Raw genomic sequence first — 24,460 nt, forward strand, 5'->3', positions numbered from 1 at the left:
TAATCATTATGATGATACACCCGCAGTTCAGCCCCGAATTGTTCAGCATCGGCCCCTTTGCCGTGCGCTGGTATGCACTCAGCTACATTCTGGCATTTGTCCTGTTTATTTTGCTCGGCAGACGGCGCATCGGCCAAGGCAACTCCGTTTTTACCAAAGAAATGCTCGACGACCTACTCACCTACGGCGTATTCGGCGTGATTTTGGGCGGGCGCTTGGGCTACGTGCTGTTTTACAAATTTTCGTACTACCTCGCCAATCCCGCCGACATCATTAAAGTGTGGGAAGGCGGCATGTCGTTCCACGGCGGTTTTTTAGGCGTGCTCGCCGCCATGTGGCTGTTCGGGCGCAGGTACAACATCGGCTTCTGGCGCGTGGCCGATTTCGTCGCCCCGCTGGTTCCGCTGGGCTTGGCTTCCGGGCGTATCGGCAACTTCATCAACGGCGAGTTGTGGGGTCGCGTTACCGACATCAACGCCTTCTGGGCCATGGGCTTTCCGCAAGCCGCCCATGAAGACTTAACTTCCGCCGCCCATAACCCGCAATGGGCGGAGTGGCTCGCGCAATACGGCATGCTGCCCCGCCATCCTTCGCAGCTTTACCAGTTTGCGTTGGAAGGCATCAGCCTGTTTGTTATCGTATGGTTGTTTTCAAAAAAACCGCGTCCGGTCGGGCAAGTGTCGATGGTGTTTCTTGCAGGCTACGGCATCTTCCGCTTTATCGCCGAGTTTGCCCGCCAACCCGACGACTACCTCGGCTTGCTGACTTTGGGCCTATCGATGGGGCAATGGTTGAGTGTGCCGATGATTGTTCTCGGCATTATCGGATTCGTTTATTTCGGCAAACGCAACCAGCCGCTTTGATTGGATAACGACACAAAGAAAGGCCGTCTGAAAGTTTTTCAGACGGCCTTTTAGTTTTATATATGCTGCCTTTATCTCGCTTTATTCCATTTTGGTAAATACCAAATCCCACACGCCGTGCCCCAAGCGTTTACCGCGGGCTTCGAATTTGGTTTCGGGGCGGTAATCGGGCGTGGGCGCATAATTTTCGGCGGTGTTGCGCAGGTTGTCGAAACCGCTCAACACCTCCAACATTTGCACGGCGTATTCTTCCCAGTCGGTAGCCAGATGAATGTAACCGCCTGTTTTCAGTTTCGGCAAAAGTTTGGCAATAAACGGACTTTGAACCAAGCGGCGTTTGTTGTGGCGTTTTTTGTGCCACGGATCGGGAAAGAAAATATGAATGCCGTCCAAACTGCCGTCCGCCAGCATATTTTCCACCACCTCCACTGCATCGTGACGCATCACGCGGATGTTGCCCACCTGCTCTTCTTCAATCAGTTTCAAGATATTGCCGACACCGGGGCCGTGCACGTCGATGGCCAAAAAGTCTTTTTCAGGCAAACGTTTGGCGATTTCTACCGTGGCCACGCCCATGCCGAAGCCGATTTCGAGCACTTTGGGATTATCCCGTCCGAACCGCTGATTCAGATCAATGGCATCGGTTTGATAATCTATACCGAAATCCGGCCATAAAGTGTCGATGGCTTTTTGCTGGGCGGCGGTCATATGGCCTTGGCGCAAAACAAAACTGCGGATGCTGCGTTTGTATTGTTCGGGCACTTGGGATTCGTTGTGTCGGTTTTGTTCGGTCATGTTGTTTTGATAATTTGCAAGAAGTTGTTCAGAGGCCGTCTGAAAAGTTTCAATTTCACAAAAACTTTTCAGACGGCCTGATATTAAAAGAGAATGCGTATTCTACTCGGCTTTTGCCATGTTGGCACCGTTTTCAGACGGCCTCGGCGGTCAAACTCTGAAATACACGCCTCGGCCGTCTTGAACCCGGTTGATTTCCCAGCCGTAAACGGCTTGCAGCCGTTCGGACTGCATCACTTCGTCCACGCTGCCGGTAGAAACGATTTTGCCTTTGTTCATCAAAATAATATGGCGGGCATAACGGGCGGCAAGATTTAAATCGTGCAACACCATTACCGTGCTGAAATGCTTGCCGTGTGTGGTTAAGTATTGCATCAAACGGTGCTGGTGGCGGATATCGAGATGGTTGCACGGTTCGTCGAGCAGCAGTATCGGGGCGTTTTGCAGCAGTGCGCGGATGATGTTGGCGCGTTGCTGTTCGCCGCCGGAAAGCGTACCGATGCGTTTTTCCGCCAAATCGGAAAGGTCGAAATAATCCAATAATTCATCGGCTTGCCGTTGGGTTTGCTCGCGGTCTTTATTAGTGCGGAAAGTATGCGGATAACGACCCAGCTCGATGTATTCGCGCACGGTAAGCGGCATCTGGTATTGCCCGTGCTGGCCGACCCAAGCCACTTTGCCCTGCTTGAGCTGCGGAGCGACATCGGCACCGAACAGGCTTACATTGCCTTTCCCCGCTTGCCGTATCAAGGCTTTCAGCAAGGTAGATTTGCCCGCCCCGTTGGGGCCGATGATGGCGGTGCAGCAATCGTTCGGCAGCGATAATTCTTCCACTGAAAGAATGGTTTTTCCTTTAGCTTCCACATTTAAACAACTGATTCGGAAAGAAATGTTTTCCATAATTTATCCTTTCCGCATCGGTTTGACAAACAGCCACATAAAAAACGGCCCGCCCAGCAAAGCGATGATGATACCGACCGGCACATCGACCGGATAGGTTATCCAGCGTGCCGCGCTGTCCACCGCCAGCAAAAACACCGCCCCCAGCCATGCCGAAAGCAGAATCAATTTGCTGCGCCGTCCTCCGACGGCTTGCGCCAGCACGTTCGGCACCATCATGCCGAGAAAGCCGATAACGCCCGACAACGAAACCGCCGCGCCGGTGAGCAAAGCCGCGCCGACCACGGTTTGTACCCGCGTCGCATTAACCGAAATCCCCATGCTGACCGCCGTGTCTTCGCCCAGCATCAGGCAATCCAGCCGCTTACCCGCCCAAAACAGCAGCACCAGCCCGACCGCCATCACCAGCGCAGCATACAACGGTGAAGTAAATCCTGCTTCAGCCAAACTGCCCGACAACCAAATGGTTGCGCTGCGCAATACCATGTCGTCGGATAAAAACAGAATCAGACTCACGATGGCCGCCGAGAATGCGCTCAACACAAAGCCCAGCACCAATAGCCCCAGCGTACCGCCGCCAAACAAACGGTGTATGGCGAGAATAAGCAGGCACACCGCCAACGCTCCGGCAAAAGCGGCCAGCGGCACGCCGATTGCCCCCACGCCGAACGCCAGCACGATAATCACCCCCAATGCCGCGCCGCCGGAAGTGCCGATCAGGCTCGGGTCGGCCAGCGGGTTTTCAAACAAAGCCTGCAACGCCGCCCCCGCCGCCGCCAAAGCCGCACCAACCAACAGCGCGGTGGCGACACGCGGCAGACGTATACTTTGTACGGTTTCGTCCATCTGATGCGGCGGCTGCCATCCGCCGAAACCGATACCGGCACAGAACCAAATAAGCGCGGCGGTAAAGATGAGGCAGAGAATTAAATTTCGGAATTTCATAATCAGGAAAGTAAGTGGGTAAGCGTTTGTTTCAGACGGCTTCTTGTTATTTACTCCATGCAGGCCGTCTGAAAGAATCATTAACCGTAGTGCGGGCATCCCTGCCCGCCGTATGCCGTCAATCAAAACACGGTTCTTGTATACAATGAATTGCGGCGGGCAGGGATGCCCGCACTACTTGGGGTATTTTCAGACGGCCTCCACGATTGATCGGGGCCGTCTGAAAACCGGCCATTCTATTTCGCCAACCCGTTCAATTTCTTCACAATCTCCGGCGTATCCAAACCGTAGCGGAACATATCGTTGGCCTGCCACAAATAAATCTTGCCGTTTTTAGCGGCGTTACTGCCGGCGACTTCAGGGCGGGCGGTGAATTGTTTGACTCCGCCGATCAGTTTTTCATGATGGTCGGCGATGATGATCACGTCGGGCTTGGCGGCAATCCATGCTTCGCGGTTGAGCGGTTTCATGCCGTCGAGGTTGGCTGCCGCATTGATGCCGCCTGCGCGTTTGATGATTTCGTCGGCAGCGGTGTTTTTACCGGCAACGATGCGGCCGTCGTAGCTGAAGAGATAGCGTTTGCCGTTTTGCGGCTGCTGTTTCATCTCGGCCTGCCATTTGCCTGCCAATGCGTCGGCTTGGGCGGTTTTGTTAATCAGTTTGCCCACGGCGCGGATGCTTTGCGGGTAGGCGGCGATGCTGTCGTCGGGGGCGACGTTCACGGCATTCACTCCGGCTTTTTTCAGGTTGGCGAAAATGGTGGCCGGCTGCACCATCCATGAACCGATTGCCACGTCGGGTTTGGCGGCGATAATCGGCTCGACGGTTAATTGGCGGTGGATACCGATGCTGGGCTTGCTTTTCAATACGGGGTTTTGAACGGTTTGGTCGCGGCCGACGATTTCGTTGGTCGCACCCAATGCCACAACGATATCGGCCACGTCGGGCGACATCACCACGATGCGTTGGGCGTAAGCGGTTTGCAGGGCGGCGCACAATACGGCGGCGGCGAAGATGGTTTTTTTCATGTGTTTTTCCTTTTGGAATATAAAACTTTTCAGACGGCCTCGGACTGTATGGAAAGAGGCCGTCTGAAAGGTTCGGTTACGATTTCATTACTCTCTTTTTTAACGGTAGGGCGGGCATACTTTCATTCAGACGGCCTCTATGCCTGTCTGAACACTTTACCGAGCATCAACTTGCCAGCAGTTTATCGGTAATTTCGCGCCATGCTTCGAGTTCGGGTTCGCCTTCTTTGCGCTTGCCGAAAATTTGAAGCACGGTTTTGCGGCGGTTGTCGAAACCTTCCACGCAGGTAACGAAGCCGTCGCGTATCGGGCGGCGCACCACCCAAGTTTCTACGATTTCGTCGTCTTTCAAGTGCATGCTGAAGCCTTCTTCTTTACCGTCGAGTACGTTAAGGTAGCCGCGGGCGCGCACGACGTTGTGTACTTTGCCCGTTTGAATCTGCACGAGGCCGCGGTTGCCGGCGAAGATCATGATGTCGATGCCGCGGTCGCGGGCGGCTTCGAGCGCTTGCTGCCATGCGCTGTGGTTCAGCAGTTTGGTTGCGCCTTCGGGGGCATGGCGGTAGGCGGTTTGGCGGTCGACTTCAAATGTTTCCAACAGGCCGCCGAAGTGGTGCACGTCTTTCAACTCGTTCCAACGTTCTTGAAACGCGGCTTCTTTTTCAGACGGCAGCGCGGGCGTGGCGGTTGCGGGCGGCAGTTCGCCGGTTTGGAATGCCGGCTTGCCTTCGGTGCGGAAGGTATCAAGCAATGCCTGCCATTCGGCTTCTTTGCCTTCTTCACGCATAAACACTTTCTGCACCGACACGCCGAATTCGTCGTAAAACTGAATCGAACGGGACACTTTTTCGCCGTCGCGGTTGGTAACGGCCAGCACATGATGCCAGCGCGCCGGAAAAATCCGCAGGTCGATTCCGCCTACGTTCACGGCGATGCCCGATGTTTCCGAAATGCTCACGTTTTCATAAATGCCCTGCTTTTCGTGTACGCACACGCTGTTACGCACGATGCACTGCACCAAACCCAGCGTGTGTAGTTTCAGCACGATACCACGCATATTGTTTTTGCCGCCGAGGTAAACCGTTTCCGGCGCGTCGGCCATCAGCGCACCTTCGCTCACGCCCAAATCGGCGGCGGCTTCGCGCGGGAAATACATGCCCTGTTTTCGGGCTTTGTTGGCTTGGTATTGCTCCCAAAGATTCATTCGGTTCTGCTCCTTTTATGACTTTCGGCTTTTCAGACGGCCTCTCGCACGTCAAACACGCCTGTCTGAAAAAGATGACATTATGCCGTTTTTTCAAACAGCATTTCGATATAAATGCGGTCGGTCAGATTACCGCTTTTATCCACGGCCTTATCCTGCCTGACGTTATGCCCGCACAGGCGCAAAGGCAGGCTGCGGGTCAGCACCGCGACATCATGCGGTTCGTACAGCGTGAACCCGTAAGCGCAAAACGGCAGCGTCTGCATAAAGTTTTTCTCGCAAAAACTCAGGCACAAACGCCCGCCGGTTTTGAGCACGCGGCAGATTTCTTCCATTAACGCCGCCGAATGTTCCCAAAAATAAAGCGTATTGATGGTAATGATTTTGTCAAACGCATGGTCGGCAAACGGCAATTCCGCGCCATTATACAGATGGTAATCGGCAAGCCCCGCATTGATAAAGGCTTGGTTGAATGTCGCGGCTTCTTCGTGCATCAAGGGCGAAGTTTCCACGCCCGTATAGTGCAGCCGCGCCGCCAGCGACAACACATACCCCAGCAAGCCGCCGTTGCCGTAGCCCAATTCGAGCACACGGTCGCCGTCGTTCAAGCCCAAGGCGGAAAATGCGTTCACAATCAGCGGCAGATTACGCAAATTCATCATTTGGCCGAACGCCCTGCCCATCTCGCCATGCGGGCATCGGAGCTGGGCGGCGGTTTGTTCTAGGGTGGGCTCCATGCTTATTCCTTAACACTAAGGCCGTATTTTTCAGACGGCCTTTCCGAAACCCATATCGAGGCCGTCTGAAATTGTGTTTAAAACTTCAACTGCAACGAAGCGGCAACATTGCGGCCGGGCTGGGTGTAGGTATCCATCGTGCCGAGGTCTTCCACGCCCGCCACGTCGGCGTGCTGCCAGTATTTCTTATTGGCGAGGTTGTACACGTTTAAGCCGAGCGAAAGGTTTTTAACCGGTTTGTACCACACGCCCGCATCCCACACGCCGTAGCCGGGTGTTTTGAAAAAGGCGGGGTTGCTGGTGCGTTTCTGCGCCGTTGCCCAGCGCAATTTGGTGCCTGCGCCCCATTTTTCTTGTGCGTAGTCCACACTCAGCACGCCGTTGAGCGGATAGGCGGTGTCCAGCGGTTTACCTTCGCCGTCTTTGCCGCGCATCCAAGCGATGCTGGTGCCGACCTGCCAGTTGTCGTTAAGTTTCACGGCGGTAGCGGCTTCGATGCCGTAGGTTTTCACTTTATCCAGATTGTCGTATTTAAACACCCGGATCGGACGGCCGCCTGCGCCCTGTTCAACCCTGACCTGCGTGCGGTTGATGAAATCGCGGTAACGGTTGTAGAAGGTGGTGATCTGCGCTTTGGTGCGTTCGTCTTTATATTTCAAACCCAGCTCGAAGCTGTCGGAATGTTCCGATTTCAAGTTGTTGTTCGGAATCACTTTATAGCCGTGCTGGCTGTTGTTGAACGACATTGTGGCAGTATCGAACGGCGGCGTGCGGAAGCCGCGCGAATAAGTGGCGAAGCCGGTAAACGCCTCGCCGAACGGCACGCTCAAACGCAGGCTGGGCGTGAACGAGCTGTCGCTGAAGTCTTTCGGCAGGCTGTCGGGCTTGCTGTTGAGATAGGCTTGGTCGATTTGCGGTTTGAGCTTTTCATGCTCGAAACGCAAAGCCGGTGTCAGCACGATGCCGTTGGGAAACGCCAAACTGTCTTGCGCATAAACGCTGACGGTGCGGCGGCGCGAATCGGGGAAGGTTTTGTTCGGATACAGCGCACCGGCATACATGTGGCTGATGCGGCCGTCGCGGCCTACTGTGGTGCTTTCGCGCGGGCGTTCGGTGTCGGTTTGCTTGAATTCCGCGACCGCCACAATGGTGTGTTTCAGACGGCCTGTATCGGCTTCAAACACGCCGCGGGTATTGATGCCTTGGGTGGTTTGGTTGAAACCGTAATCAGAATGGCGGATACCGCCGCCCACCACGCGCCCGCCGATGCTCGTGCTTTCATCGGTAACCGAATCGTCTTCCGATTTCAGCTTCTGCCGGTAAACGTGGACATTGGCTTCTTTCAAGGCCGAATCGCCGCGGTAGCGGTAGCCCAGCTCGATACGCTGGCGGCGGGCGCGGTCGTTTGAAATATTGGAATGCGTTGTGGTTATGCTTGGGCCGCGCGGCGCACCGGCTCCCAAAGTATTGAGCAAATCAGTCTCTTTTTTGCGGTAAAAATGCTCGAACAAGGCTTCTACGCGGTGGTTTTCATTGCCCGCATCGCCTTTGGCCAAAATGTTGTAGCTGCGGAAATCTTGCGGGTTCGGTTTGGTGCGGCGGCCGTTGCGCGTATCCACGCCGCCGCGGTTTTTGCTTTCATGGCCTTGGCGGTGCGTGAGCATCAGCAAACCTTGCGCATTTTCCGTGTAGCCTGCCGCCGTTGCCGTTACACCGTGGCTGCGGTCGCGGCTGCGGTAGCTGTGTTTCAGGCCGAAATGGAACGGTTTCTCGGCATCGACAAAATCAGACGGCGAATAAGTGGAAAAATTGACCACGCCGCCCAAAGCATCGCTGCCATACAGCGCGGAATATGGGCCTTTCACAATATCTACCTGTTTTAATGTGTCGGCTTCCACCAAATCGCGGCCGGAAACCGCCGCATTAGTACCGCCGCCCGCATACGCTTCGGGAATGCGGATGCCGTCTACCATCATCAGAATGCGGTTGCCGCCGATACCGCGGATACTTACCCCTGCATTACCGCGGCGGTTATTGTCGGTGGGCACGTCTACGCCCGGCTCGTACAGCACCACATCATCCAAATTCGCCGCAGCCGCCTGATCCAACTCTTTGCGCGACACCACCGCCACATTCGGCGCAGCCTTATCAAGCGTTTGGGCATTTCGGTCGGCGGTTACGGTTACGGTTTCCAATTTTGCAGTCGATATTTTAGTTTCGGCCTTTCTGTCAGCTTCAGCAGCATATGCACCGGTGGCGGAAACAGCAAATACGGAGGCAACGGCACAGGTAAGAATTTTCAGTTTCATCTCTATCACCACATTAAATAATAATAATTATTACTTATATTCCCTTTTAAAAAGTAAAGCAAGTGATATAGCCGTAAAACCTAATTATTCTATGGTGTTACGCAATCTTGCCACTCTTGGGAAAACCATTCTCTCCCAACCTCAACAAGATAACCTTCAGGATAAAATATCGGGTTTCAGAACCACACGACCCGCATTTTGCAACCACTACGAAATTTTCATAACCGTCAGTTGGTGAAGCAATGACAAAGGCCGTCTGAAAACAAAAATGTTTTCAGACGGCCTTTAGTAATAAACATAAGCTAAAACTAAGTGTTATCTTTACCATTATCGGCCGGTTCTATGGCGTTCTCCACACCTTCTACACCGGTTTCTACTTCATCTTCTTCAGGTTCGGCCACTCGTTCCAGACTAACCAACGTTTCTCCTGCATCGAGATTAATCAGCTTCACACCCGCTGCGGCACGGCCGGTTTCGCGGATTTGGTCGACTTTGGTTCTGATTAATACGCCGCCGCTGGTAATCAGCATCAAATCATCGGTTTCGGCAACCAATGTCGCCGCTACTAATTCGCCGTTGCGTTCGCCGGTATTAATGGCGATATTGCCCTGCCCGCCTTTGCCTTTGCGGCTGTAATCGGCAATCGGCGTGCGCTTGCCGTAGCCGTTGGCCGTGGCGGTTAGCACTTGCAGGGTTTCGTCTTGTTCGCATTCGGGTGAGAAGGTAATCAGGCTGACGATGCGGCCGTCTGAAGGCAGACGCATACCGCGCAGGCCGCCGCTGCCGCGACCGCTCGGGCGCACGCCGTTGCCTTTTAAGGCAGGTGTTTCGCCGTTTTCGTCGCTGTTGTCTTCCGCTTCATTGAGGCCGTCTGAATCTTCGTTTTCCGCTTCATCGGCATCGCCGTTGCGCTGTTCATAGTATTCATTAAAACGGATGGCCTTACCCAAGTTGGAAAACAGCATAATATCGCTGGTACCGGAGGTACGGGCAACCCCCACCAGTGAATCGCCTTCTTTGAGGGCAATGGCTTTAATGCCTTGCGCGCGCACGTTTTTGAAGGCGGAAAGCTGCACTTTTTTCACCATACCTTGCGCGGTGGCGAAGAAAACGTATTCGTCTTCCGGGAAGTCGCGCACGGCCAGAATCGCGCTGACTTTCTCGCCTTCGTCAAGCTGAATCACGTTGTTAATCGGACGGCCTCGGCTGTTGCGGCCACCTTCGGGCAGTTTGTACACTTTGATCCAATGGCATTTGCCGAAATTGGTAAAGCACATCAGATAATCATGCGTGTTGGCAACAAACAGGGTTTCGATAAAGTCTTCGTCTTTAGTGGCTGCCGCCTGTTTGCCGCGCCCGCCGCGACGTTGCGCTTGATAATCGGTGGTCGGCTGGGTTTTGATATAACCGCCGTGCGTCAGCGTTACCACCATTTCACGCGGCGGAATCAGGTCTTCATCGGCAATATCGCCGCCAAACGGATTGATTTCGCTGCGGCGTTCGTCACCGAAATGGGTTTTGATTTCTTCCAATTCTTCGTGAATGATTTGGGTAATCCGCTCGGGTTTGGCCAAAATATCCAAGAAGTCGATAATCTGCGCCATGATGTTTTTGTAGTCGTTGACAATCGTATCTTGGTCGAGACCGGTCAGGTTACGCAGACTCATGCGCAAAATGGCATCGGCTTGGATTTCGCTCAGGAAATAACCGCCGCTTTGCAAACCTAATCCGGCAGGCAAACCTTCCGGGCGGGCCATCTGCATATCCAAATCGGTGCGGGACAACATTTCGCCGACCAAGCCCGACTGCCACGGACGCGCGAGCAGCTTTTCTTTGGCTTCTGGGGCATCGGCAGATTCTTTAATCAGCTGAATCATTTCGTCGATATTCGATAAAGCGACGGCTTTACCTTCAGCGATATGGCCTTCATGACGCGCTTTTTTGAGACGGAACAAGGTGCGGCGGGTAACCACTTCGCGGCGGTGGCGCAAAAACTCGCTCAAAATCTGTTTCAGGTTCAACAGGCGCGGTTGACCGTCGACCAATGCCACCATATTGATGCCGAAGCTGTCTTGCAACTGCGTGAGCTTATAGAGCTGGTTCAATACCACTTCGGCGTTTTCGTTGCGCTTCAGTTCGATAACCACGCGCATGCCTGATTTGTCGGATTCGTCGCGCAGATCGGAAATACCTTCCAACACTTTATCGCGCACCAGCTCGCCGATTTTTTCCACCAGCTTGGCTTTATTTACCTGATAGGGAATTTCGTCGATGATGATGGCTTCGCGCTCGCCGTTTTTGCCGATGGGTTCGATATGCGTTTTACCGCGCATCACCACGCGGCCACGGCCGGTTTTATAGCCTTCGCGCACACCGCCCAAACCGTAAATGGTTGCACCGGTAGGGAAATCGGGGGCTTTGATGATATTAATTAACTCGTCGATACCGGTTTCGGGGTGAGCCAGCAATTGCAGGCAGGCATCAATGGTGTCGGGCAGATTGTGCGGCGGAATATTGGTGGCCATACCGACGGCAATGCCCGAAGAACCGTTAACCAGCAAAGCAGGAAAACGGGTCGGTAAAACCAAAGGTTCGCTCTCGCTGCCGTCGTAGTTGGGGCCGAAATTAACGGTTTCTTCTTCGATATCCGCCATCATTTCATGGGCGATTTTCGCCATGCGGATTTCGGTATAACGCATGGCCGCCGCACCGTCGCCGTCTACCGAACCGAAGTTGCCCTGACCGTCGACCAACACATAGCGCATCGAGAAATCTTGAGCCATACGCACAATAGTGTCGTACACCGCGCTGTCGCCGTGCGGATGGTATTTACCGATCACGTCGCCGACGATACGGGCAGACTTCTTATAAGCGCTGTTCCAACTGTTTTTCAACTCGTGCATGGCATACAGCACGCGGCGGTGAACAGGCTTCAGGCCGTCACGCACATCGGGCAGCGCACGCCCTACAATCACGCTCATGGCGTAATCAAGGTAGCTGCGGCGCATTTCGTCTTCTAAGCTGATGGGAATGGTTTCTTTGGCGAAGTGGTGATCGTTGCGGATAGTTGCGTCGGTCATAATGATTTTGATATTTGTAGAAAAAATTTACGTGGGATTTTAGCACAAAATAGGCTTTATTTGGCGTAACACAGTATTTCAAACAAAGATTTTTGCACCTGTGCGCAAATATGTTTTCAGACGGCCCGAATAGAAGCCGACGGGCAGCAAACATGTAAAACAAATAAAAAACATCAGGCCGTCTTAAAACTTTTCAGACGGCCTACGGATTAAATAGTTACTTCCGGTATCGGCAAGAAGGCCCTGTTTCACGTATAATGCCCCTCAATTTTACAACCCCTCCTTAGCCAGCAGAATGTCTCACTTATCCATCGACAACTTACACATTTCAGAAAATACCGGGCTTTCCGGTTTATCCGATTTTTTTACCGGCCTGTTTGCCCGCCAACAATTCACCTCACATTTATTGGAACGCAGCTTTTACCAGCCTATCGGTTGGGTGGAATTGGGCATAACGCTGCTTGTCATGGCGTTGACCTTTTGGCTCTCCGCCTACCTGACTAAGAAACACCTGCCCGACACCCCGCAGCACAAAGGCTTTCTCCGTCACATCGCCCGCCGTTTGGCCTGGCCTTTATTGATGCTGCCGACAGCGATTGCCACACTGTCGTTCTGGCATCTTTCGGGATTTAACGCCCTTTGGCTTCAATTATTGGTGATGGCTGCACGCTGGATGATTCTTATCCGCCTGACACTCGCGATTGTCCATGCCGCCCTTCCCGAAAACAAAATGACCGATTGGCTGGAACGCTTTCTCTCCGGCGCATTGTGGGTTGCCTTTCTGCTCTGGGTTTCCGGCATCGATACCATTATTACCGACGGCTTGAAATCCGTGGTGTTGCCGATTGGTTCGGCCAAACTGAATCTCTACACTGTTCTAACGGGCTTGGTGTGGGTGGCCATCATAATGGTCTTCGCTTTATGGCTGGCACGCTTCATCGAAGGCCGTCTGATGGACAGCACGCGGCTGGACATCAACCTGCGCATCGTGCTGTCTAAAATCGTCAGAACCCTGATGATCGTAGCCGCCGTGTTAATCGCACTGCCGCTGGTAGGCATCGACCTGACCATATTATCCGTATTCGGCGGTGCATTGGGTGTCGGTATCGGTTTCGGGCTACAAAAAGTGGCCAGCAACTATATTTCCGGCTTCATTATCTTAGGCGACCGCTCCATCCGCCCGGGCGACCGCTTGACGGTAGACAACTTTACTGGCTACGTAACCAAAATTACATCGCGCTATGTGGTTTTGCAAAGCGCAACCGGTTCCGAAGCATTGATTCCGAACGAAACTTTCGTAACGTCCACCGTAATCAACGAGTCTTACACCAGTAAGGCACTGTGGCAAAGCCTGAATATCCAAGTGGCCTACCACACCGACCTGACAAAAGCTTTGAGTATTTTGGAAGAAGCGGCCGCCGCACAAGAACGTGTCGACAGCAACCCCGCACCCAAAGCCGTGATCACCAATTTCGGTGAAAACGGTATCGATTTGCGTATCGGCTTTTGGGTAAAAGACCCCGAAAACGGTTTTGCTGTATTGTTTTCCACCATTTTGCTCGATATTTGGCAACGATTTAACGAGCAAGGCATCGAGTTCCCCTTCCCGCAACGTGAAGTACGTATTCTCAATGAAGCGCAAGCTCCCAGCGACATGGCCATTCTGCGGGCCTCTTTAAAATCACAGGCGGAAGATACCCGTGCCGATACGCCGTTCGACAATCAAGAAAAATAAAGAGAGACAAACATGTCGGCCAAACCCTTGAAGCAACCTGTTTCCGTATTGGTTATTCTGCATGACGGCCAAGGAAACGTGCTGCTGATCGAACGTGCCGACCGCGCCGGTTTCTGGCAATCGGTAACCGGCAGCATAGAACCCGGAGAAACGCTCGAACAAACCGCCTTACGCGAAGTACGGGAAGAAACCGGCATTGTGCTTTCAGACGGCCAACTGAACAATTGGTACGAATGCAACGAATATGAAATTTACCCGCATTGGCGGCATCGCTACCCAAAAGGAATAACTCGAAATACCGAGCATGTATTTTCCGCACAAATCAACCGCAATACCCCCGTTGAAATAGATTTGCGGGAACATACCGCATGGCAATGGCTTCCAATCGACGATGCAGCGGAACGCGTGTTTTCACCGTCCAATAAAACTGCGATTTTAAACCTGCATAAGCATTTGTTTTAATATTAATTTTATAGGATAATATGCAAACTCTGAAGAATATCTCTTCAGTAATTGCTTTAAACATGATGAATCAATACTTTGATCTGTTCGGATTAAAACCTTGCTTCGATATCGATACCGAAACATTGGAACAGGCTTACCGCCTTCTGGCTGCCCGGTTCCATCCGGATAAGTTTGCAGCAACGTCGGCATTCGAACAAAAACAGGCTATGATGATGGCTTCCACCATTAACGAAGCCTACCGTATCCTGAAAAATCCGACCGACCGGGCCGCATATTTATTGAAGCAGCAAGGTATTGATGCAGATTCGCCGGAGCACACACTATTCCCGCCCGATTTTTTAATGCAACAGATGGAATGGCGGGAAATGCTGGAAGAAGCCCGAGCGGCAAAAGATGAAATCTCTTTGGTTGCATTAAGCGCAGAAATTGCAACCGAGCAACGGAATTTGTGCGAAAAACTTCAGACGGCCTTTTCAAATAACCAATATGAAGAAGCGGCTGCAGAAGTACGCAAAAGCCGTTTTTTAGACAAACTTCATCGGGAAATACAAACTGCGCTACCCTAACAACCATTGGAAGCCCAAGTCGTCTCCATTATTTGCTAAACACACTTTCAACAAACCAAAACATCATGAAACGGATTACTTTACTTGCTGTCTCCCTACTGCTCTCAGCCTGCCATATAAATGACGATGAAAGCCGCCGCAGTAAAATCTTACGCTTTATCGCCCAACATCCGGTTGCCGCACAAGCCATTGGTTTAGAGGACGGAGATTCCACCAACCTTACCAGCAATGCTGCCCGCTTTGCCAAGCTTACCGGCCTTAACGATACTGCTAACGGTAAGGGCAAAGGTACACAAGTAAATGCTGTGCGCAACGCCCTGTGGCAAGCGGCCATTACATCTCGCTTCGGCAGCGAAATCGCAGAAAAAGCGGGGAACGCTTCCGAACACAGCTCGTCTATACGCGAAGGCAAAACCGAATATTTCAGCCGTTCCGCTGCCGATCTGGCCGTTGATTTACGCAACAACCGCGTCGGCCGGCAACTGGGAGCCTCTAATCCCAATATGGAAATGAAAGCCTTGAGCCAAATCGTGTTGGCACACTTTTATAAAGACGGCTTATGGACTGCCAAACCGGTTACTGAAAAAGGTCGCAGATATTGGCGCATCAGCCGTACCAAAATCAGCCGCACCGATTACCAAATCGCACTCAACAATTTAAAACCGCTTAACAACAACGGTTTTACCGAAGAAGAACAAATCCAACATGATGCCCAAAAACCCAATGAAATCAAACAAACGATCAAAGTAATAAGCGGACAAAAACAATAAGCGGGCAGTTGCATCCGTCATCCACCTCCGAAGGAATAAAACATGTCTGAAAAAATCCGCCTGATTATCGATACTGACCCCGGTCAGGACGATGCCGCCGCCATTTTGATGGCGCACGGCTTGGCCAAACGCGGCCTGATTGATTTCATGGCCATTACGGTTGTTGCCGGCAACGTCGGCCTGCATCATACCGCCAACAACGCCCGTATTATTTGCGATTGGGCGGGAGAAAAAGACTTCCCCGTTTATGCCGGTGCAAGCAAACCCCTTCTCCGCCAATTGGTTACGGCCGAAGAAGTACATGGGAAAACCGGTTTGGACGGGGCAGAGCTGCATGAACCCGTGTGCCCGTTGCAACCCGTGCATGCCGTTCCCTATCTGATCGACACTCTGCGCAAAGCTGATGATGCCAGCATCACGCTGTGCCCTATCGGACCGTTGACCAACATCGCCCAAGCCTTGAGCCTTGCCCCCGATATTACCCGTGCAATCAAAAAAATCGTGTTGATGGGCGGCAATTATTTTGAAGCCGGCAACATCACACCGTCTGCGGAATTTAATTTTTATGTCGATCCCCATGCCGCACAAATCGTACTGCAAAGCGGCGCTCCGATTACTATTTTACCGCTTGACGTTACCCACAAAGCCTGCATTACCACCCCGCGCATGGATGTTTTACGCAACCAAAACAACGTAAACGGCCGCCGCTTGGCCGATATTCTGCAAAGTTACGAACGTTTCGATACGCAAAAATTCGGTTTGGAAGGCGGCCCTCTGCACGACCCATGTGCCATCACTTACGCCGTTTTCCCTGAATTTTTCAGCGGTAAAGATTGCAACGTAGAAGTTGAAACCCAAAGCAACTTAACCTTGGGCGCTTGTGCGGTAGACTGGTGGGGCACAACGGGCAAACCCGTCAACGCCTACTGGGTTACTGAAGTAAATGCCAACAAGATGTTCTATGAGCTGGCGGAATCTATAAAACAGCTTCCTTAAAATTCAAAGGCCGTCTGAAACATTTCAGACGGCCTTTACCTGAAACCCTAAAATATTGATAACTTCCAACTATTTCAAACCACTATATTTACTCTGGTTTCCGCCTGGGCGGAATAAAACGACGTTTAGTTTAAATCTCTTTTAAAAACGGAATAAATACAGTATCTTTCTATAAAATTTTACGGCAAAAAATAATCTTCATCATAAAAAACGACCCGAAATACCAGTTTAGCCCCCATCCAACCCAACATTTTTTCAGACGGCCTTATTGATTTGAAAGGCCGTCTGAAATTACTTAAACAAAAAAGCCATGAGCCTGATTACCGTCCTTCGTCCTGCCGCTCCGCACGACTGCGAATATATTTACAATGCCCATCAATATTCCGTGCAATACACATGTGCCCGCAGCTATAACGACCAAATCCTCAACGCTTGGCGCAAACTGCTCAGTCCCGACAGCTACCTCGACACCATGGGGAACCCCAACAAAGCCTTATGGGTAGTCGAATACCGCGGCAACATCCAAGGCTTCTTCCAACTCGACCTTAAAGATGCACAGCTTGATGCCTTGTATGTGCACCCGTTCGTACACAATCAAGGCTTGGGCACCGCCCTTTTGCAGCGTGCCGAAGAATTGGCTATTGACGCAGGACTGAGCCTCATTAAACTCTATGCTTCGCTCAACTCGGTTACTTTCTACAACCTGAACGGTTACGAATCACTTGGCAGCGCCATACTGCCGTTAAACCGCGAAGTAAAAGTAGAATGCGAGCTGATGCGCAAATACTTATGAGCCAGCCTAAACCCATCCGATAAGTAACGAGGCCGTCTGAAATTTATTTTCGACGGCCTCTGCAACACATCAGGGCTTTTTTCCGCAGAATGCCCATTCTCCCAAACCCAAGCCCAAATCAAATAAATTCAAACGGCCTACCGCTACCCGCACTAAACGCAAACAGGGATATCCGGCTTTAGCCGTCATCCTGCGCACTTGACGGTTTTTCCCTTCGCTAATTTTAATTTCCAACCAAAAATCAGCAACGGTTTTACGTTCGCGCACTGGTGGAATACGCGGCCACAATTTCTTCGTTTCCAGTGCATTTAAAAGCCGTACTTCGGCAGGTTGTGCCACAAAATCCCCCAAATCCACGCCTCTGCGCAAAATATCCAGTTTTACTTCATCGGGCAAACCCTCCACCTGCGCCCAATATGTTTTCTCTTTCCGATATTTAGGTTCGGCAATCTGCGCCTGCAAACGGCCGTCGTCGGTAAGCAGAAGCAAGCCTTCGCTATCGGTGTCCAACCGGCCGGCCGGATAAAATTGCGGCACATCAATATAATCTTTCAAACATTTATGCTTTTCATGCCGTGAAAACTGGCAAACTACCCCATACGGTTTATTAAAAGCTATTAAATTTTTCATCTGTCTGTCCATTCAATTCCAGCAAATGCCATTCTACAATAAGCCCCTAGCGTAAGAACCAAAAATCAAGCATAATCGGCGGGCATTGGGCGGCCCAAATGCCGTGTAGAAGAAAAGAACCTAAATAGAAACAGGAGACACCATGAGTCATATCAAAGTACCCGCAGAAGGCCAAAAAATCTTTCCCGGCCAAGCCATTCCCAACAATCCGATTATTCCCTTTATCGAGGGCGACGGTATCGGTGTAGACATCACCCCGGTTATGAAAGCTGTGATTGATGCTGCCGTTGAAAAAGCTTATGGTGGTGAGAAAAAAATCCATTGGATGGAAGTTTATGCCGGTGAAAAAGCCACCCGCGTATACGGCGACAACGTTTGGCTGCCCGAAGAAACCTTGGAAGCCCTGAAAGAATACTCCGTATCTATCAAAGGCCCGATGACCACTCCCGTAGGCGGCGGCATCCGTTCGTTAAACGTAGCTTTGCGCCAAGAATTAGATTTATACCAATGCGTGCGCCCCGTGCGTTACTTCAACGGCGTACCCTCTCCGCTGAAAGACCCCAGCAAAACCGACATGGTGATTTTCCGTGAAAACACCGAAGACATCTACGCCGGTATCGAATGGGAAGCCGAAAGCGAAAATGCTAAAAAAATTATCAACTTCCTGCAAAATGAAATGGGTGTGAAAAAAATCCGCTTCCCCGAAACATCAGGCATCGGCATCAAACCCGTTTCAAAAGAAGGTACTACCCGTTTGGTTCGCGCCGCCATCCAATACGCGATCGATAACGACCGAGACAGCGTAACGCTGGTTCATAAAGGCAACATCATGAAGTTTACTGAAGGCGGTTTCCGTGATTGGGGTTACGAACTGGCTCAAAAAGAATTCGGCGCAGAATTGATTGACGGCGGCCCGTGGTGTAAATTCAAAAACCCGAAAACCGGCAAAGAAATCATCGTAAAAGATGCGATTGCCGATGCGTTCCTCCAGCAAATCGTATTGCGACCCGCCGAATATGATGTCATCGCTACTTTGAACCTGAACGGCGACTACATTTCCGACGCACTGGCCGCCCAAGTAGGCGGTATCGGTATCGCTCCGGGTGCCAACATTTCCGACAAATACGCTGTATTTGAAGCCACTCACGGTACTGCGCCCAAATACGCCGGCCAAGACAAAGTAAACCCCGGCTCTCTGATTCTCTCCGCCGAAATGATGTTGCGCCATCTCGGTTGGAAAGAAGCGGCTGATTTGGTTATCGAATCCATGGAAAAAGCCATCGGCGACAAACAAGTAACCTACGACTTTGCCCGCTTGATGGAAGGTGCCAATGAAGTATCATGTTCCGCATTCGGCAAAGCCATGATTGAGCGTATGTAAACCTTTATTCTGCCGATCAACCCGTACCAACCGAGTGCGGGTTGTTTTTTGCCAAAGCGAAATACGCCGGCGCAATCATACCGGGCCACACCGCATGATAATTCGGTTATCAACTATCAAAAATGAATTCAAATTTAATTCAGCCACTTATTTTTCCACCTCATCAAAACGGCAAAATCCTCAGCCCAACTTGCTTGACACCCATAAAATAGTCATATATAGTTCGCATCTCTTTACGGAGAATTGGCTGAGAGGCTGAAGGCACTCCCCTGCTAAGGGAGCATGTGGGCTTAAACCTGCATCGAGGGTTCGAATCCCTCATTCTCCGCCAGACACTAATCCCAAACTGTTTCGGTTTGGGATTTTTTATTGGGCTTTCCCGCTGCTCAATAAACTTCCCAATAACTCTTATTAAGATTAAGCGTTCCGTCCGCCATATTGCCTGATGGCAAACAACTTGCAGCACCCTAACGGTTACAGAGGCCGTCTGAAAACATGGTTCGGACGGCTTTTAATTTTTGCTCTTTAAATCCGCAGGTTGTGCAACAATATAAAAATAATGTCCTTATTTTAATAAACTTTTTTTTAAAACACGCACCGATGACCGACACCAACCGTATTTCCTACCGCCACAAACTCCCCAAACGGGATCAGATTTTCGCTTCCCGTTGGACTAAGCCGTTTGCGCCGATGTTCGACAAACCATACTTTTGGACGCTCAATCGCCGCCAAGCCGCCGTATCGGTGGCCGTGGGTATGTTTTGCGGCCTGATGCCCGGCCCGACGCAGATGGTGAGCGCACTGATTGTTGCCTATTTCTTGCGCACCAACCTGCCGGTTGCCGTATTTTCCACGCTCTACACCAACCCGCTGACTTACATGCCGCTCTACTATCTGGCTTATAAAATCGGTGCATTCTTTATGGGCGTGCATGCCGCCGATGCGCTTGTTTTTCCTTCATGGAGCAACGGGCAGTTTTTTTCCGAGCTATGGCACTGGCTGATCGGCGCAGGCAAGCCGCTTTTAATCGGCATTCCCGTCTTGGGCGGCGTGCTGGCCGTAATCGGCTATTTCGCCGTACTCGGCATTTGGCGGCTGCGTACGGCCCGCCTTTGGCAAAAACGGAACGAAAATCGTGGACAAAGGTAACCGCAAACAAAAATGGCGTTTTCTCACCGAAAACGAAATCGATGTTGCCCGTAAAGTGTTTTCAGACGGCATCGACTATACCCGCGTTAAAATTTACCGCGGCATACCTTACGCCCCTCCTTTTAAAATAGCCGTTTCCCCAAACGGCAATATTTACTTTCCCCGTTACGACTGCCCGAACGACTTTGCCAAAACCGAACCCCGCTACCAAGTGTGGTTGATTCACGAACTGACCCATGTTTGGCAATACCAACACGGCTACCGCACTTGGTTCGGCGGTGCGCTTTTGGCGGTTAAGGGCGGCTATATCAAACGCAGCGCTTATGTTTATCCACGGCTTGACACCATCCGCAGTCTGAGTGATTTGAACATGGAACAGCAGGCCGACCTGATTGCCCATTACTATGCCGCCCGCTATCTCGATTGGAAAAAATACGCGGCCGAGTTGCCGTTGTTCGAGGCCGTCTTAAAACCTTTTTTCGACAGTCCTCACAATAAATCGCTGCTGCCGAAATATCGCAACAATTTGAAGTGGTTCGGCTGGATAACCGACAGAAGTTAAAACAGAGGCCGTCTGAAAAATAATTTCAGACGGCCTCTTTCCAATCAAATAAGCCATGTTCAGGCGGCCAAACCCTTTTCCTGCCATTGCACTTCCTTGTCGTTAAACCAGCGCAATTCCTGCCGCAACGCCGCCACTTCGCCGATAACCATCAACGCGGGGCGTTCGGCGTTTTCAGCCAGCAAGGGCAAATCTTTCAGACGGCCTGTCTGTACGCTCTGGTTGGGCAAAGTACCGTTCGACACCACGGCAACCGGCGTATCGGCACTGCGCCCGTATTCAATCAGCTTGGCGGTAATATCCGCCGCCCTCAGCGTGCCCATATACACCACTAACGTTTGATTGCTTAACGCCAGTGTACGCCAGTCGGGTTCGTTACCGTTGTGACAGCTATGGCCGGTAATAAAAAGTGCGCTTTGAGCAATATCGCGGTAAGTCAGCGGAATGCCTGCATACGCAGTTGCCCCTAACGCAGCGGTTACGCCCGGAATAATGCGGTAGGGAATCCCCGCGTCTTTAAGCACTTTCGCTTCCTCGCCGCCGCGCCCGAATACAAACGGGTCTCCTCCTTTCAGCCGCACCACCCGTTTACCTTCCTGCGCGTATTGCACCAGCAGGCGGTTGGTGGCTTCCTGTTGGACATGATGGGCTCCCGCCCGTTTGCCGACGCTGATTTTTTCGGCATCTTTGCGTACCAGAGCCATGATTTCATCCGACACCAGCGCATCATAAAGCACCACATCGGCGGCTTGAACTGCATGCAGCGCGTGCAGGGTAAGCAACCCGGCATCGCCCGGCCCCGCACCCACCAGCACCACTTCGCCGCCGCCCGCACGGTAATTCTGCAACTGCGCCGCCAACTCGCTTTCAGCTTCTTTCAGACGGCCTTGCGCGGCCAGCGTGTTAAAGCGGCTGTCGAACAGGTTTTCCCAAAAACGGCGGCGTTCGGCCATACCGCGGATGCCAGCTTTCACACGCGCCCGCCACGCACCGGCTACCGCCGCCATTTTGCCGGTGTACAGCGGCACCCATGTTTCTATTTTTTGGCGCAACTGCCGCGCCAGCACCGGCGACGTGCCGCCGCTGGATACGGCGATTTGAATCGGGCTGCGGTCGATCACGGCCGGCACGATAAAAGAACACAAAGCCTGATTATCAACCGTGTTGCACAACTTGCCTTGTGCTTCGGCAGCCTCGAATACCGCTTGGTTTAAGGCATGGTCGTCGGTAGCGGCAACCGCCAGAAACACATCGTCTAAAAATGCCGTCTGAAAACTTCCGTCCAGCCATGTGATGCGGTTTTGCCGCAACCATTCCTCGAAACGCGGATTCAGCTTATCCGCCACCACACGCACCTGCGCTCCGGCCTGCAACAAACTTTCGGCTTTGCGCTCCGCCACCTGCCCTGCGCCCGCCAACAACACCGCACGGCCTTTCAAATCGGCAAAAATCGGATAATGGTTCATGGCTCTATTCCTGATATTTATTAGTATTGCCGTTGATGGTAAGGCCGTCTGAAACAAAAACAAAGGAACGGTTTTTGCTTAGTTTATCGGCTTTGGTTATATAGCTTGGTTTGCACTTTTCAGACGGCATCCGCGCCGGCGATGTCCATACGATGGGGCCGTCTGAAAACGGCTTTTCAGACGGCCTCATGCCTCCAAATTCAAACGATTCAAACCGTTAATAAACATCGCGCTGGTAACGCCTGTCTTCGCGTAAACCGTACAAATATTCTTCGGCATCGTCGCGGCTGAGTTTGCCCTGTTCGGCGATGATGTCCAGCAAAGTATTGTCCACATCGCGCGCCATACGGGTTGCGTCGCCGCACACATATATATGTGCGCCCTGTTGCAGCCATGCCCAAACTTCGGCGGCGTTTTCAGCCAATTTGTGCTGTACATACACTTTCTCTTTGCCTTGCCTGCTCCAAGCCAAATCGGCACGGGTCAGCAGGCCTTTTTTGCGGTATTGCAGCCATTCGGCCTGATACAGAAAGTCGTCGGTAAACCGTTGGTTGCCGAACACCAGCCAGTTTTTGCCCGCGTCGCCGTTGGCTTCGCGCTGCTGCATAAAGGCGCGGAAAGGTGCTATGCCGGTGCCTGCGCCGATCATGATTACCGGCGTATCACCGTTTTCGGGCAGGCGGAAATGCGGATTGGGTTCGACAAACACGCGCACGCTGCCGCCCTCTTCCAAAGTGCTGCCGACAAAACCCGAAGCCGCGCCGGTGTAGGTGTGGCCGTGGTGTTCGTAACGCACCATGCCTACGGTTAAATGCACTTCGTCGCCCACTTCGTCTTGCGCGGAAGCAATCGAATACAGCCGCGGCGTTTGGGCGCGGAACAGCCCGAACAGGGTTTGTGCATCCAACGGATGCGGAAAATCAGCCAGCACGCCCACCGGCGGCGTAACGGTAAGATAAGTATCCAATGCTTCGGCATTTTCTACGGTGCGCTGCAAGTCTTCGCTGCCCGATAAAGCGGCATATTGCTGCACAAAAGCAGGCGTGTTTTGGGTGATGTCGGCATGTTCGGTTAAGGCCGTCTGAATATCGGTTTCGCTGCCGTCGGCAAGGCGCACGGTTTCGCCGCCGTTTAAGTTGTTTAAGGCCAGAATTTCCGCCACCAATTCGGGGGCGTTCAGCGGCCAAATGCCGAGCGCGTCGCCCGTTTGATAGCGGATGCCGGAGCCGCTCAAGTCGATTTCGATATGCTGTACATCTTTTTCGGCATTGCGGGCGGTAATTTTCTGGCGCACGGAAAGGGAAGCGGTAAACGGCTGTTCTTTCGTATAAACCTGTGCGGCAGATGAGGGTGTTTGAACGGGCTTGAGGCCGTCTGAAACCGACGTGGCGGCTTGGGCGCACAGTTCGGCCACTTTGGCGGAAACGGTTTCCACCCAAGCATTGGCGGCCGTCTGAAAATCCAAATCGCACTCACCCAACGCGCTTAAGCGGGTTGCACCCAATTCGGCAAGTTTGGCATCGAAATCTTTACCGGCCTGACAAAACTTGGGATAAGAAGAATCGCCCAAGCCGAGCACGGCAAAGCTGAGTTTGCTCAAATCGGGGGCTTTTTTGCCGAACAGCAATTTATACAGCGGCACCGCTTCTTCCGGCGGCTCGCCCTCGCCCTGCGTGGACGTTACCAACAGCACAATGTCTTCTTCGGGCAGCGTTTTGCTTTTGAAATCCGCAGCCGCCACCAAACGTGCATTGATGCCCGCCGATTCCAGCTTCACCAGCAAATCGGCGGCCACCCGGCGGGCGTTGCCGGTTTGCGAGGCAGACAGCACGGTAACGCGGCGCGGTTCGGCAGCGGGAGCCGCAGCTTCGGGCGCAGTAAAGGCCGTCTGAACGGAAGCGGTTTCCCCCAACTGGCTCTGCGCCCAACAATAGCCCGACAACCAAGCCAGTTGGGTGGGCGAAAGCGCGGCTAATTGGGCGGGCAGTTCAGGTGGCAGCGGGTTGGCTCGGCTCATGCGGGTTTCCTTTATTCTCTTTATTCAAATTCGGTTTTTTATCGGCGATAACCACATATGAATGCGGTT

At 52.3% G+C, this 24,460-nt stretch carries 21 protein-coding genes and 1 tRNA gene; 11 read left to right on the top strand and 11 right to left on the bottom strand.

The features are described from left to right. Positions 1-8: 8 nt before the first annotated feature. The gene (gene lgt, locus EL216_RS02495) at positions 9-863 is read left to right on the top strand and encodes a prolipoprotein diacylglyceryl transferase (protein WP_085389889.1); all 855 of its coding nucleotides are present in this window, start codon (positions 9-11) and stop codon (positions 861-863) included. A gap of 81 nt (positions 864-944) precedes the next feature. Here lgt and trmB read toward each other — a convergent pair whose 3' ends face one another. The 8 genes from trmB to gyrA all read right to left on the bottom strand — a co-directional run bounded on the left by trmB (position 945) and on the right by gyrA (position 11,861). Next, positions 945-1,658, bottom strand: coding sequence for a tRNA (guanosine(46)-N7)-methyltransferase TrmB (trmB, locus tag EL216_RS02500; RefSeq protein ID WP_085389890.1), 714 nt, complete (start codon positions 1,656-1,658; stop codon positions 945-947). A 150-nt stretch (positions 1,659-1,808) separates the two neighbouring features. Beyond that, on the bottom strand, positions 1,809-2,558 hold the full coding sequence (locus EL216_RS02505) for an ABC transporter ATP-binding protein (RefSeq protein ID WP_085389891.1): 750 nt from the start codon (positions 2,556-2,558) through the stop codon (positions 1,809-1,811). Positions 2,559-2,561: 3 nt separating this feature from the next. After that, positions 2,562-3,503, bottom strand: a complete 942-nt coding sequence (locus EL216_RS02510; RefSeq protein ID WP_085389892.1) for a FecCD family ABC transporter permease — start codon at positions 3,501-3,503, stop codon at positions 2,562-2,564. 236 nt (positions 3,504-3,739) lie between these two features. Continuing rightward, positions 3,740-4,531, bottom strand: coding sequence for a heme/hemin ABC transporter substrate-binding protein (locus tag EL216_RS02515; protein WP_085389893.1), 792 nt, complete (start codon positions 4,529-4,531; stop codon positions 3,740-3,742). Positions 4,532-4,697: 166 nt separating this feature from the next. Further along, positions 4,698-5,735: a ChuX/HutX family heme-like substrate-binding protein gene (locus tag EL216_RS02520; RefSeq protein ID WP_085389894.1), complete on the bottom strand. Its 1,038-nt coding sequence runs from the start codon at positions 5,733-5,735 to the stop codon at positions 4,698-4,700. An 80-nt stretch (positions 5,736-5,815) separates the two neighbouring features. Continuing rightward, complete coding sequence (locus tag EL216_RS02525; RefSeq protein ID WP_085389895.1) at positions 5,816-6,472, bottom strand: class I SAM-dependent methyltransferase; 657 nt, start codon at positions 6,470-6,472, stop codon at positions 5,816-5,818. Between the two features lie 77 nt (positions 6,473-6,549). Beyond that, positions 6,550-8,781, bottom strand: a complete 2,232-nt coding sequence (locus tag EL216_RS02530; RefSeq protein WP_085389896.1) for a TonB-dependent hemoglobin/transferrin/lactoferrin family receptor — start codon at positions 8,779-8,781, stop codon at positions 6,550-6,552. 308 nt (positions 8,782-9,089) lie between these two features. Next, positions 9,090-11,861: a DNA gyrase subunit A gene (gene gyrA, locus EL216_RS02535; protein WP_085389897.1), complete on the bottom strand. Its 2,772-nt coding sequence runs from the start codon at positions 11,859-11,861 to the stop codon at positions 9,090-9,092. A 466-nt stretch (positions 11,862-12,327) separates the two neighbouring features. Here gyrA and EL216_RS02540 point away from each other — a divergent pair, with 466 nt between their 5' ends. The 6 genes from EL216_RS02540 (at position 12,328) to EL216_RS02565 (ending at position 17,186) form a co-directional block, all read left to right on the top strand. Further along, positions 12,328-13,596, top strand: coding sequence for a mechanosensitive ion channel family protein (locus tag EL216_RS02540; RefSeq protein ID WP_085389940.1), 1,269 nt, complete (start codon positions 12,328-12,330; stop codon positions 13,594-13,596). A gap of 12 nt (positions 13,597-13,608) precedes the next feature. Further along, entirely contained in the window at positions 13,609-14,058 is a 450-nt protein-coding gene (gene nudB, locus EL216_RS02545) for a dihydroneopterin triphosphate diphosphatase (protein WP_085389898.1), read from the top strand. 65 nt (positions 14,059-14,123) lie between these two features. After that, on the top strand, positions 14,124-14,627 hold the full coding sequence (hscB, locus tag EL216_RS02550) for a Fe-S protein assembly co-chaperone HscB (protein ID WP_085389941.1): 504 nt from the start codon (positions 14,124-14,126) through the stop codon (positions 14,625-14,627). Between the two features lie 65 nt (positions 14,628-14,692). Continuing rightward, complete coding sequence (locus tag EL216_RS02555) at positions 14,693-15,397, top strand: DUF6973 domain-containing protein (RefSeq protein WP_085389899.1); 705 nt, start codon at positions 14,693-14,695, stop codon at positions 15,395-15,397. A 42-nt stretch (positions 15,398-15,439) separates the two neighbouring features. Continuing rightward, positions 15,440-16,393 carry a nucleoside hydrolase gene (locus EL216_RS02560; protein WP_085389900.1) on the top strand — a complete coding sequence of 318 codons (954 nt, stop codon included), beginning with the start codon at positions 15,440-15,442 and terminating at the stop codon, positions 16,391-16,393. Between the two features lie 310 nt (positions 16,394-16,703). Further along, positions 16,704-17,186, top strand: a complete 483-nt coding sequence (locus tag EL216_RS02565) for a GNAT family N-acetyltransferase (RefSeq protein WP_085389901.1) — start codon at positions 16,704-16,706, stop codon at positions 17,184-17,186. Between the two features lie 69 nt (positions 17,187-17,255). On the opposite strand, the gene EL216_RS02570 is transcribed toward EL216_RS02565, so the two are convergent. Beyond that, complete coding sequence (locus EL216_RS02570; protein WP_085389902.1) at positions 17,256-17,816, bottom strand: pseudouridine synthase; 561 nt, start codon at positions 17,814-17,816, stop codon at positions 17,256-17,258. 142 nt (positions 17,817-17,958) lie between these two features. On the opposite strand from EL216_RS02570, the gene icd reads away from it, so the two are divergent. The 4 genes from icd to EL216_RS02590 all read left to right on the top strand — a co-directional run bounded on the left by icd (position 17,959) and on the right by EL216_RS02590 (position 20,908). Further along, positions 17,959-19,197, top strand: a complete 1,239-nt coding sequence (gene icd / locus EL216_RS02575; protein WP_085389903.1) for an NADP-dependent isocitrate dehydrogenase — start codon at positions 17,959-17,961, stop codon at positions 19,195-19,197. A gap of 237 nt (positions 19,198-19,434) precedes the next feature. Further along, positions 19,435-19,528, top strand: a tRNA-Ser gene (locus EL216_RS02580). 269 nt (positions 19,529-19,797) lie between these two features. Continuing rightward, a complete protein-coding gene (locus EL216_RS02585; RefSeq protein ID WP_085389942.1) occupies positions 19,798-20,346 on the top strand; it encodes a DUF2062 domain-containing protein in 549 nt (182 codons plus the stop codon). Further along, a complete protein-coding gene (locus tag EL216_RS02590; RefSeq protein ID WP_085389904.1) occupies positions 20,333-20,908 on the top strand; it encodes a type IV secretion protein Rhs in 576 nt (191 codons plus the stop codon). Before EL216_RS02585 ends, EL216_RS02590 begins: the two co-directional genes overlap by 14 nt. A 59-nt stretch (positions 20,909-20,967) precedes the next feature. Here the strand turns inward: EL216_RS02590 and cysG are convergent, their stop codons facing one another. Together cysG and EL216_RS02605 are read right to left on the bottom strand one after the other, a co-directional pair. Further along, entirely contained in the window at positions 20,968-22,374 is a 1,407-nt protein-coding gene (gene cysG, locus EL216_RS02595; RefSeq protein WP_085389905.1) for a siroheme synthase CysG, read from the bottom strand. 217 nt (positions 22,375-22,591) lie between these two features. Continuing rightward, the gene (locus tag EL216_RS02605; RefSeq protein ID WP_085389906.1) at positions 22,592-24,391 is read right to left on the bottom strand and encodes an assimilatory sulfite reductase (NADPH) flavoprotein subunit; all 1,800 of its coding nucleotides are present in this window, start codon (positions 24,389-24,391) and stop codon (positions 22,592-22,594) included. Positions 24,392-24,460: the final 69 nt, after the last annotated feature.

Origin of the sequence: Neisseria animaloris, from assembly GCF_900637855.1 — a bacterium.
Lineage (GTDB): Bacteria > Pseudomonadota > Gammaproteobacteria > Burkholderiales > Neisseriaceae > Neisseria > Neisseria animaloris.

Coding starts and splice junctions, on each gene's coding strand:
- lgt (WP_085389889.1), top strand. CDS start 9: ATGATGATACACCCGCAGTTCAGCCCCGAATTGTTCAGCATCGGCCCC.
- trmB (WP_085389890.1), bottom strand. CDS start 1,658: ATGACCGAACAAAACCGACACAACGAATCCCAAGTGCCCGAACAATAC.
- EL216_RS02505 (WP_085389891.1), bottom strand. CDS start 2,558: ATGGAAAACATTTCTTTCCGAATCAGTTGTTTAAATGTGGAAGCTAAA.
- EL216_RS02510 (WP_085389892.1), bottom strand. CDS start 3,503: ATGAAATTCCGAAATTTAATTCTCTGCCTCATCTTTACCGCCGCGCTT.
- EL216_RS02515 (WP_085389893.1), bottom strand. CDS start 4,531: ATGAAAAAAACCATCTTCGCCGCCGCCGTATTGTGCGCCGCCCTGCAA.
- EL216_RS02520 (WP_085389894.1), bottom strand. CDS start 5,735: ATGAATCTTTGGGAGCAATACCAAGCCAACAAAGCCCGAAAACAGGGC.
- EL216_RS02525 (WP_085389895.1), bottom strand. CDS start 6,472: ATGGAGCCCACCCTAGAACAAACCGCCGCCCAGCTCCGATGCCCGCAT.
- EL216_RS02530 (WP_085389896.1), bottom strand. CDS start 8,781: ATGAAACTGAAAATTCTTACCTGTGCCGTTGCCTCCGTATTTGCTGTT.
- gyrA (WP_085389897.1), bottom strand. CDS start 11,861: ATGACCGACGCAACTATCCGCAACGATCACCACTTCGCCAAAGAAACC.
- EL216_RS02540 (WP_085389940.1), top strand. CDS start 12,328: ATGGCGTTGACCTTTTGGCTCTCCGCCTACCTGACTAAGAAACACCTG.
- nudB (WP_085389898.1), top strand. CDS start 13,609: ATGTCGGCCAAACCCTTGAAGCAACCTGTTTCCGTATTGGTTATTCTG.
- hscB (WP_085389941.1), top strand. CDS start 14,124: ATGAATCAATACTTTGATCTGTTCGGATTAAAACCTTGCTTCGATATC.
- EL216_RS02555 (WP_085389899.1), top strand. CDS start 14,693: ATGAAACGGATTACTTTACTTGCTGTCTCCCTACTGCTCTCAGCCTGC.
- EL216_RS02560 (WP_085389900.1), top strand. CDS start 15,440: ATGTCTGAAAAAATCCGCCTGATTATCGATACTGACCCCGGTCAGGAC.
- EL216_RS02565 (WP_085389901.1), top strand. CDS start 16,704: ATGAGCCTGATTACCGTCCTTCGTCCTGCCGCTCCGCACGACTGCGAA.
- EL216_RS02570 (WP_085389902.1), bottom strand. CDS start 17,816: ATGAAAAATTTAATAGCTTTTAATAAACCGTATGGGGTAGTTTGCCAG.
- icd (WP_085389903.1), top strand. CDS start 17,959: ATGAGTCATATCAAAGTACCCGCAGAAGGCCAAAAAATCTTTCCCGGC.
- EL216_RS02585 (WP_085389942.1), top strand. CDS start 19,798: ATGACCGACACCAACCGTATTTCCTACCGCCACAAACTCCCCAAACGG.
- cysG (WP_085389905.1), bottom strand. CDS start 22,374: ATGAACCATTATCCGATTTTTGCCGATTTGAAAGGCCGTGCGGTGTTG.
- EL216_RS02605 (WP_085389906.1), bottom strand. CDS start 24,391: ATGAGCCGAGCCAACCCGCTGCCACCTGAACTGCCCGCCCAATTAGCC.